This is a genomic window from Caballeronia sp. ATUFL_M2_KS44 (assembly GCF_023630965.1).
GTDB classification, from domain to species: domain Bacteria; phylum Pseudomonadota; class Gammaproteobacteria; order Burkholderiales; family Burkholderiaceae; genus Caballeronia; species Caballeronia concitans.
Map to the genome: position 1 here is coordinate 1 of NZ_JALQEA010000045.1, position 16,021 is coordinate 16,021.

The following is a 16,021-nucleotide window of genomic DNA, read 5'->3' on the forward strand; positions in this document are numbered from 1 at the left end:
CCCCCCCCCCCCCCCCCCCCCCCCCCCCCCCCCCCCCCCCCCCCCCCCCCCCCCCCCCCCCCCCCCCCCCCCCCCCAATTTACAAGCAGAAGACGGCACCCCCCACCCCCCCCCCCCCCCCTATTTCACAACCCTGTCAAGACAAACCCACGCCCGTCGCCGCCGCCGCCAATCCGGCGACGCGTCCGGCGAGCACGGGCGCATCGAACATGACGGCGCGCTTCGACGCGGACAAGACCGACGACGTCGAACGCGCGATCAAGCAATACGGCTGGAGCAGCGGAGACACGACGCAAAAGCCATCGCGCTGACCGCCCCGCCCGATTCCCACGCATCACGCATGTCGCATTACGCGCGGTGCAGCCGCATCGCGCGCGTTTCAAAGAACCCGTCCAAACTCGACTAAAGGGTCAACCATGGTCTCGACCAGTTTCATGCGCAATGCCGCGCGGGGCGCGCTCGCCCTGTGCGCCGTCATCGGGCTCGCCTGCGCGGCGACATCCAGTTTTGCCGATCCCGTGCCGTACAAGATCACCACCGGCCAGGAACGCGGCACGTATATCCAGATCGGTCAGGACTTGTCGAAGTACGTCGCGGAGCCGGCGGGCATCGATCTGGAAGTGCTGCCCTCGAAGGGATCGGCGGAAAACGTGCAGCGCATGCGCTACGAGCCCGGCGTGAAGTTCGCGCTGGTGCAGTCGGACGTGTATCAGGCGTATCTCGACATGGCGAGTTCCGGCAACGCGGAAGCGGGCCGGATCATCCAGCCGCTGCGCCTCATCATGCCGCTCTATGACGAGGAGATTTACTTCGTCGTGCGCTCGGATTCGCCGCTCAAGACCATCAACGAGATCAAGGGCAAGAACATCAGCGTCGGGCCGATTGGAAGCGGCACGGCGCAGTCGGCGGAGACGCTGTATCGGCTGATGTTCGGCGAGCCGATTGCCGATGCCAACGAGCAGCACCTCGACAACGAAGACGCGCTCGCCAAGCTGATCGTGCGCAAGATCGATGTCGCGGTGATCGTCGCGGGCCAGCCGGCCAAGCTCTTTCAGGACATGAATCCGGAACTGCTGCAGCAGATCAAGCTGCTGCGCCTCGATCCGTCCGCGCCCGAAACCGCCAAGGCGAAGCAGACGTATTTCCCGGCGACCATCCGCACGACGAGCTATCCGAACTGGATTCAGGAAGACACGCCGACGCTCACCGTGAAGGCGTTCCTCGTCACGTACGACTACGGCTTGCGCGGCACGGTCGGCGCGCTGTCGAAATTCGCGGATTCGCTCTGCACGAACTTCGACACGCTGCAGGCGAGCGGGCATCCGAAGTGGAAGCAGGTGCGTCTCGACTTGCCGCCGCTCACGCGCGGCTGGAAATACTATCCGCCGATGGAAAAGCGCTTGCGCCAGTGCATCGCGCGGCGCACGGCGGAGGCGAAGTCGCAAGGCTCGGCGCAGACCGTGTCCGCGAAAGGCACGGACGCCGCCGCGCCGAAGAAGAAATCGACGTGCACGAGCCAGGAAAAGCTGCTGCTTCTGTGCGACGACCAGTAACGCGCATCGTCACCGCGATAGCTGCGGCATGAGCGCGGCGAGGCGCGACATGCCGCGCGCGATCGTCTGCGCGCTCGTGCCGCCGTATCCGAACAGCATGCCCTGTTCGATGGCGTCGCCCGCATAGAAGGGGCGAATGCCGTACAGCCCGATCGACGCCTCGCGCGCTGCCGCCACGACGCGTTCCTCGCGCCAGCCTCGGCGAAGCCGCGCGACCAGATGGATGCCGGCCATCGCGGGAAGCGGCTCGAACCAGGGCGCGAGATCGCCCGTCAAGCGGTCGAGCAGGGTCGCGCGCCGCTCGGCATACGCCTTGTGCATGCGGCGCAGATGCTTCGCGTATTCGCCGTCGAGCATGAACGCGCCGAGCGCGGTCTGCGTCAGCATGCAACTGTGGCAATCCGCGATCTGCTTCGCGTTCCAGAGCGGCTCGCGAAGCGTCGCGGGCGGCACGACATAGCCGATCCGCAGATCCGGAAACAGCGTCTTCGAGAACGTGCCGACATACGCGACCAGCCCCGCGCGGTCCAGACTCTTCAGCGATTCGACCGGCCGCCCTTCGAAGCGGAACTCGCCGTCATAATCGTCCTCGACGATCACCGCGCCGCGCTTGCCCGCCCATTCGAGCAATTCGACGCGCCGGTCGAGACTCATCGGCATGCCGAGCGGAAACTGATGCGACGGCGTCACGTAGACGAGCCGCGCATTGCGCGGCAGCTTGCCGACGACGATGCCCTCGCCATCCACCGGCACATGCGCGATGCGCGCGCCCAGCGCCGAGAACAGCGCCCGCGCGGGCGGATAACCCGGCTCTTCGACCGCGACGACATCGCCCGGCTGGATGACCACGCGCGCGAGCAGGTCGAGCGCCTGCTGCGCGCCTTGCGTCACGACGACGTCCTGCCAGTTGCACGCCACCGCGCGGCTGAACCCGAGATAACGCGCGATGCCGAGCCGCAATTCCTGCTCGCCCGCCGGATCGCGATACGACGCCACGCCGCCGCCCGCGCGCGCCTGCGTGCGCAGCGCCTGATTGACGCAGCGGCGCCAGGCGTCGAAGGGAAAGAGCGTCTTGTCGGTGACGCCGCCCTTGAAATCGCAGTCGAGCGTGATGCCCGCGGGCGGCATCGGCATGGCCATGCGCTCGGGCATCTTGCGCCAGATGCCGGCGGCCCGTGCGCGCGCCGACGCTGGCTCAGGCCGCGCGCCGGGCAGCCGCGCGAGGCCGTCGGCGACGAAGGTGCCATCGCCCGCGCGCGTGCGCAGAAAGCCTTCCGCGATGAGGCGGTCGAAGACTTCGAGCGTCGTTTTGCGGGAGACGCCGAGCTGCGCGGCGAGTTCGCGCGTGGACGGCAGGCGCAAGTTCGCGGCGAGCCGTCCTTCGATGATGCCGACGCGAAGCTGGCCGTAGATCTGGCCGGTCAGGTCGCGCCGGCCGTGCAGGGTGATGTGGATGTCCAACGTGGTGGCGATGTGGTTAGGAAAACGGTGGCCATTCCTCGTGCAGCGTTTCGCGCCAGGGACCGAAGACGTCGCGCGGTTCTTCGGGCTGTGCGTCGGGCGCGTTAGGTGAAGGCGACGTCATTGTTCCCCTCCGAACACCGCCTCGCAAAGCGTCACGCCGGCCGCCGTCAGCGCAGCCGATCCCGCGCCCTCTTCGCTCAATTGCACGTCCACGAGCCCCGCGTCCGCCAGCGCGGTCAAATGCCGGCGCAGCGCGCTCATCGGCAAGCCGGATTGCTTCGCCAGTTTCGCAAGCGACCACGCGCGCCCCGGCGTCTCGTGCTTCGCGCGCCAAAGCTGCTCGAGAATGGCGACGAGCGCCGGATCGATGTCATCGTTCATATTCAAGTCTCCCTTGCGCGGGCGTCGATTTCGCCGACGAGTTGCCCGAGCCGTTGCAGCGCCGCCTCGCTTTGCGGCGTCCACGGATAGCTGTAATTGAGGCGGATGAAATGGCTGAATGCATTGCGCGTCGAGAACATATAGCCCGGCCCGACCGTGATGCCTTCCGCCAGCGCCGCACGATACAGCAGCATGGAATCGACGCGCTCCGGCAGTTCCACCCACAGCACATAGCCGCCCTGCGGCGCGGACGTGCGCGTGCCGGCGGGAAAGAACCGTTCGACCATCGCCATCATGATGCGCGCCTGCTGCCTGTACAGCTTGCGCACGCGCCGCAGATGCCGGTCGTAGCCGTCCTGACGCAAGTAATCCGCGACGGCGACTTGCGGCACCGATGGCGTCGTCAGCGTGTTGAGAAACTTCAGCTTTTCGACTTGCGCGCGATAACGCCCCGGCATCGCCCAACCGATGCGATACGACGCCGTCAGGCTCTTCGAAAACGACGCGCAATGCAGCACGAGCCCTTTCGTATCGAAATTCTTGAGCGTCGAGGGCCGCGCGTCGCCGAAATGAAGCTCGTGATAGACATCGTTTTCGATGACGGGAATGTCGTGCATCGAAAGCAGGTCCACGAGCCGGCGCTTGCGCTCATCCGGCATCTGAAAGCCGAGCGGATTCTGGAAATTCGGCATCACCATGCACGCGGCGATCTTTCCCTCGCCGACGATCTGCGCGAGCGCGTCGATGTCGATGCCGTCGGCGGGATGCGTCGGCACTTCGATCGCGCGCATGCCGAGGCGCTCGATGGCGTGGAGCATCGCGTAGAACGTCGGCGATTCGACGGCGACCGTGTCGCCCGGCTTCGCGACGGCTTGCAGGCTCAGGTTGATCGCTTCCGTCGCGCCGACCGTGATGACGATCTCGCCGGGATCGACCGGCACGCCGTTTTCCGCGTAACGCCGCGCGATCTGGCGAATGAGTTCGGGATTGCCGGGCGGCAGGTCGTCGATCAGATTCCAGCTCGCATGCCGCCGCGCGATGGCGTTCGCGTACTGGTTGATGCGCCGCCACGGAAACGGCTCGGTATCCGGATACGGCGATCCGAACGGCACGGCGCCGTGCGCGCGAATGCTGCGCAACGTGGACAGCACGAGGCGGCTCACGTCCACTTCCGACGCCACCGCCATCGCGCCCGCCGCGCCCCGCTCGCCGCGCGCCTCGCCGGAACGCGGTGTCGCGCGCACGAAGTAGCCGGATTGCGGACGCGTTTCCAGCACGCCGCGGCTCTCCAGCAGCGCATACGCATGCAGCACGGTCTTGATGCTCACGCCGTGCTGCTGGCTCGCCTGCCGCACCGACGCGATGCGCTCGCCCGCCGTGAACACGCCGCGTCGCACGGCGGCTTCGATTTCATCGGCGAGTTGTTCGTAGAGCTTCACGGGCTTTCATGTTTGACGTTCGACAAAGCGCAGTCTAGGGCAAATCGCCGCAACTGTATCCCTCCCATTTCGCATTTTCTGTGCGCCGTGCGCGATTCGGGACACAGTACGCTCTGAGCCATCGAATGACCACGCTGGCCGCATCCATCATGAAGAAGCCCGAACCGCGCATCGAACCGTACCATCACCCCGCCGCCGGCTGGGGGGCGCTGAAACAGGTCGCCATCAACCTCGTGAAGGAAAAGGTGTCGGGCGGCAACTACCGCACGCTTTTCAAGCAGAATCAGCCGGACGGCTTCGATTGCCCCGGCTGCGCGTGGCCGGACCGGCAACATGCGTCGACGTTCGAATTCTGCGAAAACGGCGTGAAAGCGGTCGCCGCCGAAGCCACGGCCAAGCGCGTGACGCCTGCGTTCTTCGAGCAGCACACGGTGTCGTCGCTGATGGCGCAATCGGATTACGAACTGGAGCAGCACGGCCGCCTCACCGATCCGCTCGTCTACGACGCGAAGCGCGACCGCTACGTGCCGATCGAATGGGATGCCGCGTTCGAACTGATCGCGTCGCATCTCAAGCAACTCGGCGATCCGGACCGCGCCGCCTTCTACACCTCGGGCCGCGCGAGCAACGAAGCCGCGTTTCTCTACCAGTTGTTCGTGCGCATGTACGGCACGAACAACTTCCCCGATTGCTCCAACATGTGCCACGAAGCGACGAGCCGCGGCTTGCCGCATACGGTGGGCGTCGGCAAGGGCACGGTCACGCTCGACGACTTCGAGCACGCCGACACGCTTCTGCTCTTCGGCCAGAATCCGGCGACGAACCATCCGCGCATGCTCGGCGAGTTGCGCGACTGCGCGAAACGCGGCGCGACGATCGTATCGATCAATCCGCTCAAGGAACGCGGCCTGGAGCGCTTCGCGAGCCCGCAGCACACGCTCGACATGCTGTCGCCGAAGGGCGTGAAAATCAGCTCCGTGTTCATCCGGCCGAAAGTCGGCGGCGACTTCGCGCTCATCAAGGGCGTCGCGAAACGCGTGATCGAACTCGACGACGCCGCGCTTATCGCGGGCGGCGAGCGCGTGATCGACGTCGATTTCATCGCGCAACATACGGTCGGCTTCGATGCCTTCGCCGCCGATCTGCGCGCGGAAAGCTGGGAGACGATCGTCGCGGAATCCGGCTCGCCGATGGACGACATCCTCCAGCTCGCCGACATCTACGCGAAGGGCCGCGCCGTGATCGCGACGTGGGGCATGGGCCTCACGCAGCACAAGAACTCCGTGCCGACGGTGCAACTGCTGTCGAACCTGATGATGATGCGCGGGAACATCGGGCGGCGCGGCGCGGGCCTGTGCCCGGTGCGCGGACATTCGAACGTGCAGGGCGATCGCACGGTCGGCATCGAGGAAAAGCCGACGCAGGCGTTTCTGGACCGGCTCGGCGCAGCGTACGACTTCGAGCCGCCGCGCGAGCACGGCTACGACGTCGTCGAAAGCATTCACGCGATGCTCGAAGGCCGCGTGAAGGTGTTCATCGGCTTGGGGGGCAATTTCTCGATCGCGACGCCCGACACGCCGCGCACCTGGGAAGCGATGCGTTCATGCGATCTCACCGTCCACATCACGACGAAGCTGAACCGCAGCCATCTCGTGCATGGCCGCGACGCGCTGATCCTGCCGACGCTCGGCCGCACCGAAATCGACATGCAGAACGGCGTGGCGCAAGGCGTCACCGTCGAAGATTCGATGAGCATGGTGCACATCTCGTACGGCATGAACAAACCGGCGTCGCCGAATCTGCTGAGCGAAGTGGCGATCGTCGCGCGCATGGCCCACGCGACGCTCGGCAGCGCGAAGGTCGACTGGCTCGCGCATGCGAACGACTACGCGCTGATCCGCGATGGCATCGAAAAGGTGATCGACGGCTTCGAGAACTACAACGAGCGCCTGAAGAAGCCGGGCGGCTTTCATCTCGGCGTGGCGTCGCGGGATCGCGTGTGGAATACGCCGAGCGGCAAGGCGCAGTTCATCGTGCACGCCATTGCCGTGGACACGCCGATTCACCGCGCCCGCGCGCTGCACGGCGAGCGCCTGCTGACGCTCATGACCACGCGCTCGCACGATCAGTACAACACGACCATCTACGGTCTCGACGACCGTTATCGCGGCGTGTACGGCCAGCGGCACGTGCTGTTCGCGAATGCCGAGGACATCGACATGCTCGGCTTCGAGCCGGGCGAAGTCGTCGATATCACGAGCGTGTGGGATGACGGCGTGGAGCGCCGCGTGGAAGGATTCACGCTGGTGGAGTACGACATTCCGCGCGGCTGTCTCGGCGCGTACTACCCGGAGACGAATCCGCTCGTGCCGCTCTCGTCTATCGCGGATGGCGCCGGTACGCCGACATCGAAGTCCATTCCCGTGTTGTTGCGTTCTGCCAGCCGAGCCATTGCGGCCTGAGGCCGTGCTTCAGCGCGGATTTGTGAAGCGCCTGATGACGCGCCCGTGAGCGCGCGTTCAGGCGGCGTTCGAGCGCGGCGGCGCCGCAGAAGAAGCGATCGATGGCCGCGCCGAGCGCCGCGAGAATGCCGACGCACGCCATCCATCCGAACGCGATGTTGTCGAACGCGAAGGATACCCAGACGCCGCCCGCCGTTGCCGCGAGAAACACCAGCATGACGAGGCCGAACGGCGGCGTGTCTTCATGCTCCGTGCGGCAGCCGGCGCGGCGCGCGACCGCTGCATTACCGCGTTCCAACTCGTAGATTCCTGCCATTGCGTCCACTTTGTTCCCTCCAAGCCGCTACAAGCGTGTGGTTGGCAAAGTTACGCAGATGAAGCGCACAGCGGTATCAGATCTGTCCGAACGTTTAATAGGCAACCCGGCAGCGAACCGCTTCGTTCTGCGCTCATTTCACGCCGGCGAAGTCCTGAACCTCGGCATCGGCCTCGCCCGCGAGCGGCACGACGCCCGACGGCCCCATCGCGCGAGGCTGCAAGAGCAGCGCGACCAGGCCGCTCCATCCGGTCTGATGCGACGCCCCCACGCCGCGTCCGTTGTCGCCGTGAAAATATTCGTGGAAGAGCACGAGATCGCGCGAACGCGGATCGGCCTGTAGCAGCGGATACGCCGCCATCACGGGCCGCTCGCCGTTCTTGTCCAGCAGGAAAAGCGTGGTCACGCGGCGCGAGAGTTCATTGGCGATCTCTGCGAGCGAAAATTTTTGTCCCGATCCGGTCGGATACTCGACGCGGAAATCGTCGCCGTAATAGCGGTGAAATTCGAGGATCGATTCGATCAGCAGATAGTTCACCGGCATCCACACCGGCCCGCGCCAGTTGGAGTTGCCGCCGAACACGCGCGACGTGGATTCGCCCGGCTGATACTGCACGCAGAAGCTCTCGCTGTTGTGATAGAAGACGAACGGCTCGTCGAGATGGACGCGCGAGAGCGCGCGCACGCCGTGGTCGGAGAGAAACTCGGTCTCGTCGAGCATGCGCTTGAGCAGCGCTTTCATGCGATGCCCGCGCAACAGCGAAAGCAGCACGCTATTGCCTTTCCCCGCGACGTTCCATCGCGAGACGAGCCGCGACAAGTCCGGCCGATGTTCGAGAAACCAGTGCAGCCGGTCGCGCAAGCCGGGCAGCGAACCATGCACGCCCGGCTCCAGTACGTGAACGGCGAAGAACGGAATGAGCCCGACTATGGAGCGCACGCGCATCGGCACGCTGGAACCGTCGGGCAGGCGCAGCTTGTCGTAGAAGAACTCGTCCTCGCTGTCCCAGAGGCCCGTGTCGCAACCGTCCTCGCAACTCACGGCTTCCGCGATATACAGGAAGTGCTCGAAGAACTTCACCGCGATGTCGATGAACACCTTGTTCGCATACGCCAGTTCCAGCGCGATGCGCATGAGGTCGAGCGCATACGCGGCCATCCACGCGGTGCCGTCGGCCTGATCGATGTGACCGCCCGTCGGCAACGGCGACGAGCGATCGAAGATGCCGACGTTATCCAGTCCGAGAAAGCCGCCCTGAAAGATGTTGCGGCCATCGGCGTCCTTGCGGTTGACCCACCACGAGAAGTTGAGCAGCAGCTTGTGGAAGACTAGCTCCAGAAAGTCGCGGTCGCCGAAGCCCGTGATCGCGCGATCGATCTCGTAGACGCGCCACGTTGCCCATGCATGAACGGGCGGGTTCGCATCGCCGAAAGCCCATTCGTACGCGGGCAACTGGCCGTTCGGATGCTGATAGCGGTCCTTCACGAGCAACAGCAACTGGCGCTTGGCGAACTCGGGATCGATCAGCGCGAACGCCGCCGCATGAAACGCGAGATCCCACGACGCGTACCACGGATATTCCCACTTGTCCGGCATCGATACGATGTCCGCGTTGCACAGATGCCGCCAGTCGTAGTTGCGTCCGGAGCGGCGCTGCTTCGGCGGATTGGGCTGCAGCGGATCGCCGTCGAGCCAGCGCGTCACGTCGAACTGGTAGTACTGCTTCGACCACAGCATGCCCGCGAGCGCCTGCCGCTGCACGAGCCGCTGATCGGCATCGGCGATATCGTGCTGAAGCGCGCCGTAGAACTCGTCCGCTTCCGCGATGCGCCGCGCGAACAAGGCGTCGGCGTCTAACGGAGCAGCGTCGGGCTCGGATTCGGGACGCCAGCGCAGATAGACCGTCGCCTTCGCATGCGCCGCGAGTTCGAGATGAAAGCGGGCTGCCGCGCGCGTGCCGGCATCGCGGCGAATCGCGCTTTCATCGCCGTGAACGATGTAGTCGTTGAAGCCGTCCTTGAACGTGCCCGCGCCTTCCATGTGGTAAAGGCGCTTCACGTTGGTCTCGTTCTCGCAGAATATCCATTCGGCATCCTGAACATTAGGCGACCATGCGGTGACGACCATCGGCTCGTGGCCCATGTGTTCGGCGGCGACATACGTCGCGCCCTGCACCGTTTCGCGCCTGAGCGACGGCTTGATCGGCGTCGGCTTCCACGACCACGTGTTGCGCGCCCAGATCTGCGGCAGCGCGTCGATGGCGGCGGCGCGGTCCGAACGATTTTCGATCGTCACGCGCATCACGATATCGTCCTGCGTGTGCTTCGCGTATTCCACCTGCACGTCGAAGTAGCGCTCGTCGTCGAAAGCGCCGGTGTCGAGCACTTCGTACTCGGGCATGTCAGCGCCGCGCCGCGCGTTTTCATCGACGAGATCGGCGTAAGGAAACGCCACATGCGGGTACTTGTACAGCATGCGCATGTAGGAATGCGTGGGCGTGCCGTCGATGTAGAAGTAAAGCTCCTTCACGTCCTCGCCGTGATTGCCTTCCTGATTCGTGAGGCCGAAGAGCCGCTCTTTCAGGATCGGATCGCGCCCATTCCACAGCGCGAGCGAGATGCACCAGTTGAGCTTGTCGTCGCCGAAGCCGGCAATGCCGTCCTCGCCCCAGCGATACGCCCTGCTGCGCGCATGATCGTGCGGAAAGTACTCCCACGCGGTGCCGAACTCGCTGTAATCCTCGCGCACGGTGCCCCACTGGCGCTCGCTCAGATACGGCCCCCAGCGCTGCCAGCGCGGGCATTCGCCGGAATGCAGCCGCGAGCCTTCAACGGTATCGATCTGATTGACGGTGCGCGTCCTGTCCATGGGCGTCTCCTCGTCGCGACTTTCGAAAACGCCCAATTTACCGCGATTCCGCCGCGGTTTGCCCAAACGGCGCTGATGTTTCGCCGATCAACTTCTCGATACGCATCAGCTCCGCGAGCGACCACGCCTGAAACGGCGCGCCGCCGGGCGTATACGGCGCGTCGCCGTCCGCGACTTCGCTGATATGGCCGATGCCGTATCGATCCAGATGCGCGTGAAGCGGCGCGAGAAAGCGCTCGCGCACGCCCGCCGCGCCATGCACGCGCAGCCACGCCTCGACGAACGGGCCCATGAGCCACGGCCACGCCGTGCCCTGGTGATACGCGCCATCGCGATCCAGCAAGCCGCCTGCATAACGCGCGCGATACGCCGGGTCCGAAGGCGCGAGCGTGCGCAGGCCGAGCGGCGTCAGCAAGTGCGCCTCGACCTGCGCGATGATCGCGCGCGCAGTCTCGTCATCGACGATCACGTGCGGCAACCCGCCGACCGCGAAAATCTGATTCGGGCGGATTGCGCGGTCGAGCTTGCCCGGCTCGTGATCGGCATCGACGACATCGACGAGCGCGTGCGTGTCCGGATCGACGAAGCGCGCCTGGAACGCCTGCCGCGCGCGATCGTGCATCGGCTGCCAGCGCGCGTTCCACGCCGATGCGATCGCGAGCGCGTTGATCCACAACGCCTCGACTTCGACCGGCTTGCCGATGCGCGGCGTCACGATCCAGTCGCCCGCTTTCGCGTCCATCCACGTGAGCTGCACGCCGGGCACGCCCGCGCGCAAGAGACCGTCTTCGTCGGCCGCGATGCCGAAGCGCGTGCCGCGCGCATAGCCTTCGAGGATCGCATCGACGGCGCGTTGCAGGCGGGTCGTCGTCGCGGCGAGCGCGTGGCCGGTCGCGAGATAGTCGTGCACGGCAATCACGAACCAGAGCGACGCATCGACGGAGTTGTACTCGGGCAAGCCGCCGCTGTCGGGAAAGCGGTTCGGCAACATGCCTTCCGACAGCACATCGGCCCATTCGAGCAAAATTGATTCGGCATCCTGATGATGTCCGGGCGCGAGCAAGAGGCCGCGCATCGAGATGAACGTGTCGCGGCCCCAGTCGGTGAACCACGGAAAGCCCGCGATGATCGTCAGCCCGTTCTTGCGCTTCACGACATACGCATCGGCCGATCGCGCGAGCCGCGAGCCGAACGCGGCGCGGCGCTCGCGCTCCCGCGCGTCGAGCTGCGATGCGAGCACGTGGACATCGCCATGAAGCGGCGGGTCGTTGCCCGTGTCGGCGTGCAAGATCAGCAGCGCTTCGCCGCGCGCGAGGTCGAAGTGAAAGACGCCGGGCGTCGCGAGGTCTTCGATGAAATCCAGCCCGCGCTCGCGTTCGCGCGCATAACTGAAGTTGCGATACCAGTCGGGCGCGTGTTCGTATGCGCCGTTGGACATCGCGCCGATGGCCGGCAAGCCGCCGTAGGGTTGCCAGAAAACGCGCTCGCCATCGACGCTCGCATCGAAGCGAAAGTCCGCGTTCTCGCGATGCAGCGCGTGATAGTCGCGCCCTGACAGCAGCGGCCGCACGTGCAGCGTCGCATCCGTCGCCGCGCCTTCGATACGCCAGCGCAGCACCGTCTGCCCGCTCTCCTTCGCGACGAACACTTCCACGACGACCGCCGCGTTTTCGCCGATGCGATAACGCCACGTCGGCCACGGCGATGTTTCGAACGCCGCCAGATGCGCCGATGCATCCGGATACAGCACGTCGGGCGCGTAGCGTTGCATCGTCAGCGGAACGCGCGCGCCGCCGATCTCGATCCACGCCTCCACGCCGTTCACCAGCACGACGCGGCCCGCGGGCGGCTGCGTCGCCGCGAGCACGAGCGCGTGGTAGCGGCGCGTGCGCATCGTGCCCACGGTGCCCGACGCGAAGCCGCCGTGCGCGTCCGCTTCGAGCCATTCGTCGTCGAAGCGCGCGGTGTCGATCGCCGTCATGCCGCCGCCTGCTTGCGGTAATCGGCGAGCGCGCGGCGCGCCTTCTTGCGGATGGCCTGCTGCATGCGGGGCGTCCAGCCGAAGCACCATCCGGCCGGCCCGAGCGCCTGCCGGCTCCAGCGCCAGAGATCGAAGGTATCGGTCTGCTCGAAGATGAGGCCGTCGCGGATGGCGAAGCGCGTGCGTATCTCGTTGACGACCGGCCGGCCCGTCGCCGAATACGTATAGCGCGCGACAGCGTTCGCGCTCGCGGTCTGTCCGAGCGATTCGATGCCGTCGAAAGTCAGCGCGAAGTCGCTCGCGCGATCCAGCAGCATCCGCCACATGTCGCCCGCCTCGCGCCCGAACAGCACGCCGAATGCGGGATCCTCGAAGCGGACGTCGGGCGCGTAACACGCGGCCATGGCGTCGGCGTCGAGACTTTGAAAAGCGCGGTAGAAGCGCTCGATCAATGCGATGTTCGGATTCGAATCTGGCATGGCGGGTCGCGCTGCCGCGTCGGACGGAGAAGTTCGCATTCTCGCGCGGGCGCGAATACTCTGCATGGCCGCCGCGCACACGGCCGCCGCCTGGGTTGTTTCAACCGTTCCGAATGAAAAATATTAATGCGATTAAATCTGAAACGCGCCCGCTCAACAATATCCGCGTTTAACGCAGCGAATAAGAAATATCCTATTTAGCCAAGATTGATCTTAATCATAAAACGAAGCGGTCGATTTCTTGATTTATTTTTGGCGAATATACTAAACCAGATCCGGTTAAATATAATCGAGCGGCCGTGCCTGGCGAGTGGGTATCGAATTAGCCGGGTGCGACATCGCTCCTACACGGACTCGCAGCACAACTCGCTCAGGCAAGAAATACAGAGCATGAAGAGAATCAAGCCCAGACTCAGCAAGCCGTCAATGGCGTCCGCGGATTATTTCCTCACGGATGTCCGCACCGGGAACCTTATTCGCGCGATCCAGTCCGTATCGCCGGATAACGTTATTTATGTACTTAGAACGAAAGGTGGTTCACTCTATTGCGCGCACCTCGATTATCGACAACACCCGGATCGCAATTCGATTTTGCTGATGGCGTTCGAATTGGGTCTCTCCGTGACGATGACAGCGAACGAAAGCCACAATATCACCGATATTTCCGTGGCATTGCCCGGCACTCCGCCGCTTCCGTCGCTCGGTGAAACCTGGCGTTTGCTGGAAGACGTCAGAACGGGCGCCATCGTTCAGATCGAGGATGCGGATACGCTTGCGAGTATCGCGTATATCGTCCGCAGCCCGGATGGTTCGCATCACTGCGCGCAAATTCGCCCGCACGAGCACCGGTTGCGCAACGCCTTGCTGATGGCCGCATTCCGGGGAAAGCTGCCGGCGACCGTCGCGGGCGACGCGGATTATTACCTTTCGGCGCTATCGGTCGGATCGCGGGCGTTCGGTCCGCATCTGACCGCCGCGCCGGCTTTTATTTCGAGCACGCCGCGCTCCGGCGTCATCGAGGAAATCGTCGACAGGGAAGTGTCGGATACGCTCATCGTCATCGTCCGGTCGCCGGACGGCACGCGCTATCACGCGCAAGTCGACCGGCAGGAGCAGGCGAACCGCAACCATCTGCTGATGATCGCGCTCAGGGCGGGGCTGCCGGTCACGCTCGGCGGCAACGAGGACCATTACGTCACCGCGATATCGGTCGGTGCGTTGTCGGCGCCGGCCCCGCCGTCGCTCGTGCTCTTCGGGCTCAGGCTGACGGAGACGCGCAGCGGGATTCTCGTGCGCATCGTCGACTCCGACCGGCTCGACACCATCTGCTACGTGCTGCGCACATCCGACGGAACGCTCTACTGCGCGCAGATGAACACGGCGCATCACACCGCCCGGCACCGCATACTGATGTCGGCGCTGGCCCGAAGTCTCCTCGTCACGCTTTCCGCCGACGGCAATTCGGTCGTCACGGGCGTCGCGGTGGGCCTGCCGCACGCGGGAAGCCCGACCTTCCATTGCGGCACGACGCGCTTTGCCAGCACCGAGACGGGCCGCATCGTCAGGATGATCGATTCGGATCTGCTGGGCACGGGCATCGTCTATGTGCTTCAGACGGCTGACGGCAGCGAATGGTGCGTGCCGCCGCTCACGCACGCCGAACCGGCGCGCAGCGAGCTGCTCAACACGGCGCTGATCGCCGGACTCACTGTGACGGTGAACGGCAGCAGCGCGGAGGACAAGCCGCACGGCCCCGGAAGCGTGATGGCCGAGCGGAAGTAATCAAGCCGTGAAGAGCGTCACCGCGTGAATGAGCAGGCCGACGGCGCCGCCCACGAGCGTGCCGTTCACGCGGATGAATTGCAGATCGCGCCCGATATTCAACTCGACATCGCGCACCAGCGTCGCGTCGTCCCATTGCTTGACGGTCGCAGCAATGTGCTTCGCGATGCCCTCGCGCAACTCGGGCGCGAGCGCCTTCAACGCGTCGCGCATGTGCTCGTTGATGGACTCGCGCAACGCCGGATCGCTGCCGAGCGACTGCGCGAAGCCCGACGCGACCTGCACCACCTTCGCGTGCAGCGCCGAATCCGGGCGCTGCAGGTCCGCGCCGAGCCACGTGGTGAATTCGTCCCAGAGACCGTCGACATAACCGCGCAACTCCGGGCGTTCCAGCCATTCGCGCTTGTGCAGATCGATGCGCGCCTTGAACGCCGGGTCCGACTTCAGGCGTTCGACGAAGCGCTCCACGGCGGCATCGAAGGCCTGGCGGCGCTCGTGTTCCGGGTCGCTCGTCACGTCGTGCAGCCATTGATTCGCGCCGCGCACGAGACCCGCCGCGAACTTGTTGCCGAGGTCGGCGGCATCGAGCCCGACGAAGCCGAGCATGCCGACGAGCTTCGGATATTCCTCACCCGCCACCGCGACGATGCGCGCCGCCAGCATTTCCTGCACTTCGGGCTTGTCGAGCCACGCGGCCATCTGCTTCAGGCCTTCATCCAGCAGCAATTGATGCCGCCGGTCAGCGGTCAGCGTGGAAAGCAGATTGCCGGCGGCGGATGACAGATCGAACGCATCGGCGCGACGGCGAATGGCTTCGTACAGCGTCGTTTTGACGCGGTCGTCGTCGACGAAAGAAAGCAGCTGGCCGACCGCCGTCACCGCCTTCTTGCCCAGCAGTTCGGCGTTCTTCGGCTCCGCGAGCCACACGGAAAGGCGGCTCGCCGGATCGAATGCGTTCACGCGCGCGACGAGCGCATCCGTGCCGAGGAAGCGGTCGCGCACGAACACGGCGAGGTTGTCGGCGACGCGCGCCTTGTTCGCGGGCAGGATGGCCGTGTGCGGAATCGGCACGCCGAGCGGATGGCGAAACAGCGCGACGACGGCGAACCAGTCCGCGAGCGCGCCGACCATCGCCGCTTCCGCGAACGCCGATACCCACGCCCACATGCCCGCGTCGTGCCGGCTTTTGGCGAGCGCGAACAGCGCGCCCGCCGCGACCAGCAAGCCGGCGGCGAACCACTTCATTCTCTTGAGGGCTAGGGCTTTATCCTGCGTGTCCATCGAGTCGTCATCGG

12 protein-coding genes are annotated in these 16,021 nt (G+C 65.2%); 3 read left to right on the forward strand and 9 right to left on the reverse strand.

Annotation, left to right across the window (positions count from 1 at the left end; genetic code table 11):
- Positions 1-136: 136 nt before the first annotated feature.
- Complete coding sequence (locus NCR39_RS19240; RefSeq protein WP_250453688.1) at positions 137-289, reverse strand: hypothetical protein; 153 nt, start codon at positions 287-289, stop codon at positions 137-139.
- A 127-nt stretch (positions 290-416) separates the two neighbouring features.
- On the opposite strand from NCR39_RS19240, the gene NCR39_RS19245 reads away from it, so the two are divergent.
- A complete protein-coding gene (locus NCR39_RS19245) occupies positions 417-1,553 on the forward strand; it encodes a TAXI family TRAP transporter solute-binding subunit (protein WP_250453689.1) in 1,137 nt (378 codons plus the stop codon).
- 9 nt (positions 1,554-1,562) lie between these two features.
- Here NCR39_RS19245 and pdxR read toward each other — a convergent pair whose 3' ends face one another.
- From pdxR to NCR39_RS19260, 3 genes are all read right to left on the reverse strand, one after another.
- Positions 1,563-3,014, reverse strand: coding sequence for a MocR-like pyridoxine biosynthesis transcription factor PdxR (gene pdxR, locus NCR39_RS19250; RefSeq protein ID WP_250453690.1), 1,452 nt, complete (start codon positions 3,012-3,014; stop codon positions 1,563-1,565).
- Positions 3,015-3,134: 120 nt separating this feature from the next.
- Positions 3,135-3,398, reverse strand: a complete 264-nt coding sequence (locus NCR39_RS19255; RefSeq protein WP_250453691.1) for a winged helix-turn-helix domain-containing protein — start codon at positions 3,396-3,398, stop codon at positions 3,135-3,137.
- A 2-nt stretch (positions 3,399-3,400) separates the two neighbouring features.
- Positions 3,401-4,837, reverse strand: coding sequence for an aminotransferase-like domain-containing protein (locus NCR39_RS19260; protein WP_250453692.1), 1,437 nt, complete (start codon positions 4,835-4,837; stop codon positions 3,401-3,403).
- Between the two features lie 149 nt (positions 4,838-4,986).
- Here NCR39_RS19260 and NCR39_RS19265 point away from each other — a divergent pair, with 149 nt between their 5' ends.
- Positions 4,987-7,299: an FdhF/YdeP family oxidoreductase gene (locus tag NCR39_RS19265; protein ID WP_250453739.1), complete on the forward strand. Its 2,313-nt coding sequence runs from the start codon at positions 4,987-4,989 to the stop codon at positions 7,297-7,299.
- Here NCR39_RS19265 and NCR39_RS19270 read toward each other — a convergent pair.
- The 4 genes from NCR39_RS19270 to NCR39_RS19285 all read right to left on the reverse strand — a co-directional run bounded on the left by NCR39_RS19270 (position 7,217) and on the right by NCR39_RS19285 (position 12,944).
- A complete protein-coding gene (locus NCR39_RS19270; protein ID WP_250453693.1) occupies positions 7,217-7,615 on the reverse strand; it encodes a hypothetical protein in 399 nt (132 codons plus the stop codon). The genes NCR39_RS19265 and NCR39_RS19270 overlap by 83 nt on opposite strands.
- A 133-nt stretch (positions 7,616-7,748) precedes the next feature.
- The gene (locus NCR39_RS19275; protein WP_250453694.1) at positions 7,749-10,484 is read right to left on the reverse strand and encodes an MGH1-like glycoside hydrolase domain-containing protein; all 2,736 of its coding nucleotides are present in this window, start codon (positions 10,482-10,484) and stop codon (positions 7,749-7,751) included.
- A gap of 37 nt (positions 10,485-10,521) precedes the next feature.
- Positions 10,522-12,465, reverse strand: a complete 1,944-nt coding sequence (locus NCR39_RS19280) for an amylo-alpha-1,6-glucosidase (protein WP_250453695.1) — start codon at positions 12,463-12,465, stop codon at positions 10,522-10,524.
- A complete protein-coding gene (locus tag NCR39_RS19285) occupies positions 12,462-12,944 on the reverse strand; it encodes a nuclear transport factor 2 family protein (RefSeq protein WP_250453696.1) in 483 nt (160 codons plus the stop codon). The genes NCR39_RS19280 and NCR39_RS19285 overlap by 4 nt, the downstream gene beginning before the upstream one ends.
- 597 nt (positions 12,945-13,541) lie before the next feature.
- Here NCR39_RS19285 and NCR39_RS19290 point away from each other — a divergent pair.
- Complete coding sequence (locus NCR39_RS19290) at positions 13,542-14,726, forward strand: hypothetical protein (RefSeq protein WP_250453697.1); 1,185 nt, start codon at positions 13,542-13,544, stop codon at positions 14,724-14,726.
- On the opposite strand, the gene NCR39_RS19295 is transcribed toward NCR39_RS19290, so the two are convergent.
- A complete protein-coding gene (locus NCR39_RS19295; RefSeq protein WP_250453698.1) occupies positions 14,727-16,007 on the reverse strand; it encodes a DUF445 domain-containing protein in 1,281 nt (426 codons plus the stop codon).
- Between the last annotated feature and the right edge of the window lie 14 nt (positions 16,008-16,021).

Bases quoted from the DNA above. Each gene is read 5' to 3' on its own strand.
- NCR39_RS19275 (WP_250453694.1), bottom strand. From the start codon at position 10,484: ATGGACAGGACGCGCACCGTCAATCAGATCGATACCGTTGAAGGCTCG.
- NCR39_RS19255 (WP_250453691.1), bottom strand. From the start codon at position 3,398: ATGAACGATGACATCGATCCGGCGCTCGTCGCCATTCTCGAGCAGCTT.
- NCR39_RS19285 (WP_250453696.1), bottom strand. From the start codon at position 12,944: ATGCCAGATTCGAATCCGAACATCGCATTGATCGAGCGCTTCTACCGC.
- NCR39_RS19270 (WP_250453693.1), bottom strand. From the start codon at position 7,615: ATGGCAGGAATCTACGAGTTGGAACGCGGTAATGCAGCGGTCGCGCGC.
- NCR39_RS19265 (WP_250453739.1), top strand. From the start codon at position 4,987: ATGAAGAAGCCCGAACCGCGCATCGAACCGTACCATCACCCCGCCGCC.
- NCR39_RS19280 (WP_250453695.1), bottom strand. From the start codon at position 12,465: ATGACGGCGATCGACACCGCGCGCTTCGACGACGAATGGCTCGAAGCG.
- NCR39_RS19290 (WP_250453697.1), top strand. From the start codon at position 13,542: ATGGCGTTCGAATTGGGTCTCTCCGTGACGATGACAGCGAACGAAAGC.
- NCR39_RS19295 (WP_250453698.1), bottom strand. From the start codon at position 16,007: ATGGACACGCAGGATAAAGCCCTAGCCCTCAAGAGAATGAAGTGGTTC.
- NCR39_RS19245 (WP_250453689.1), top strand. From the start codon at position 417: ATGGTCTCGACCAGTTTCATGCGCAATGCCGCGCGGGGCGCGCTCGCC.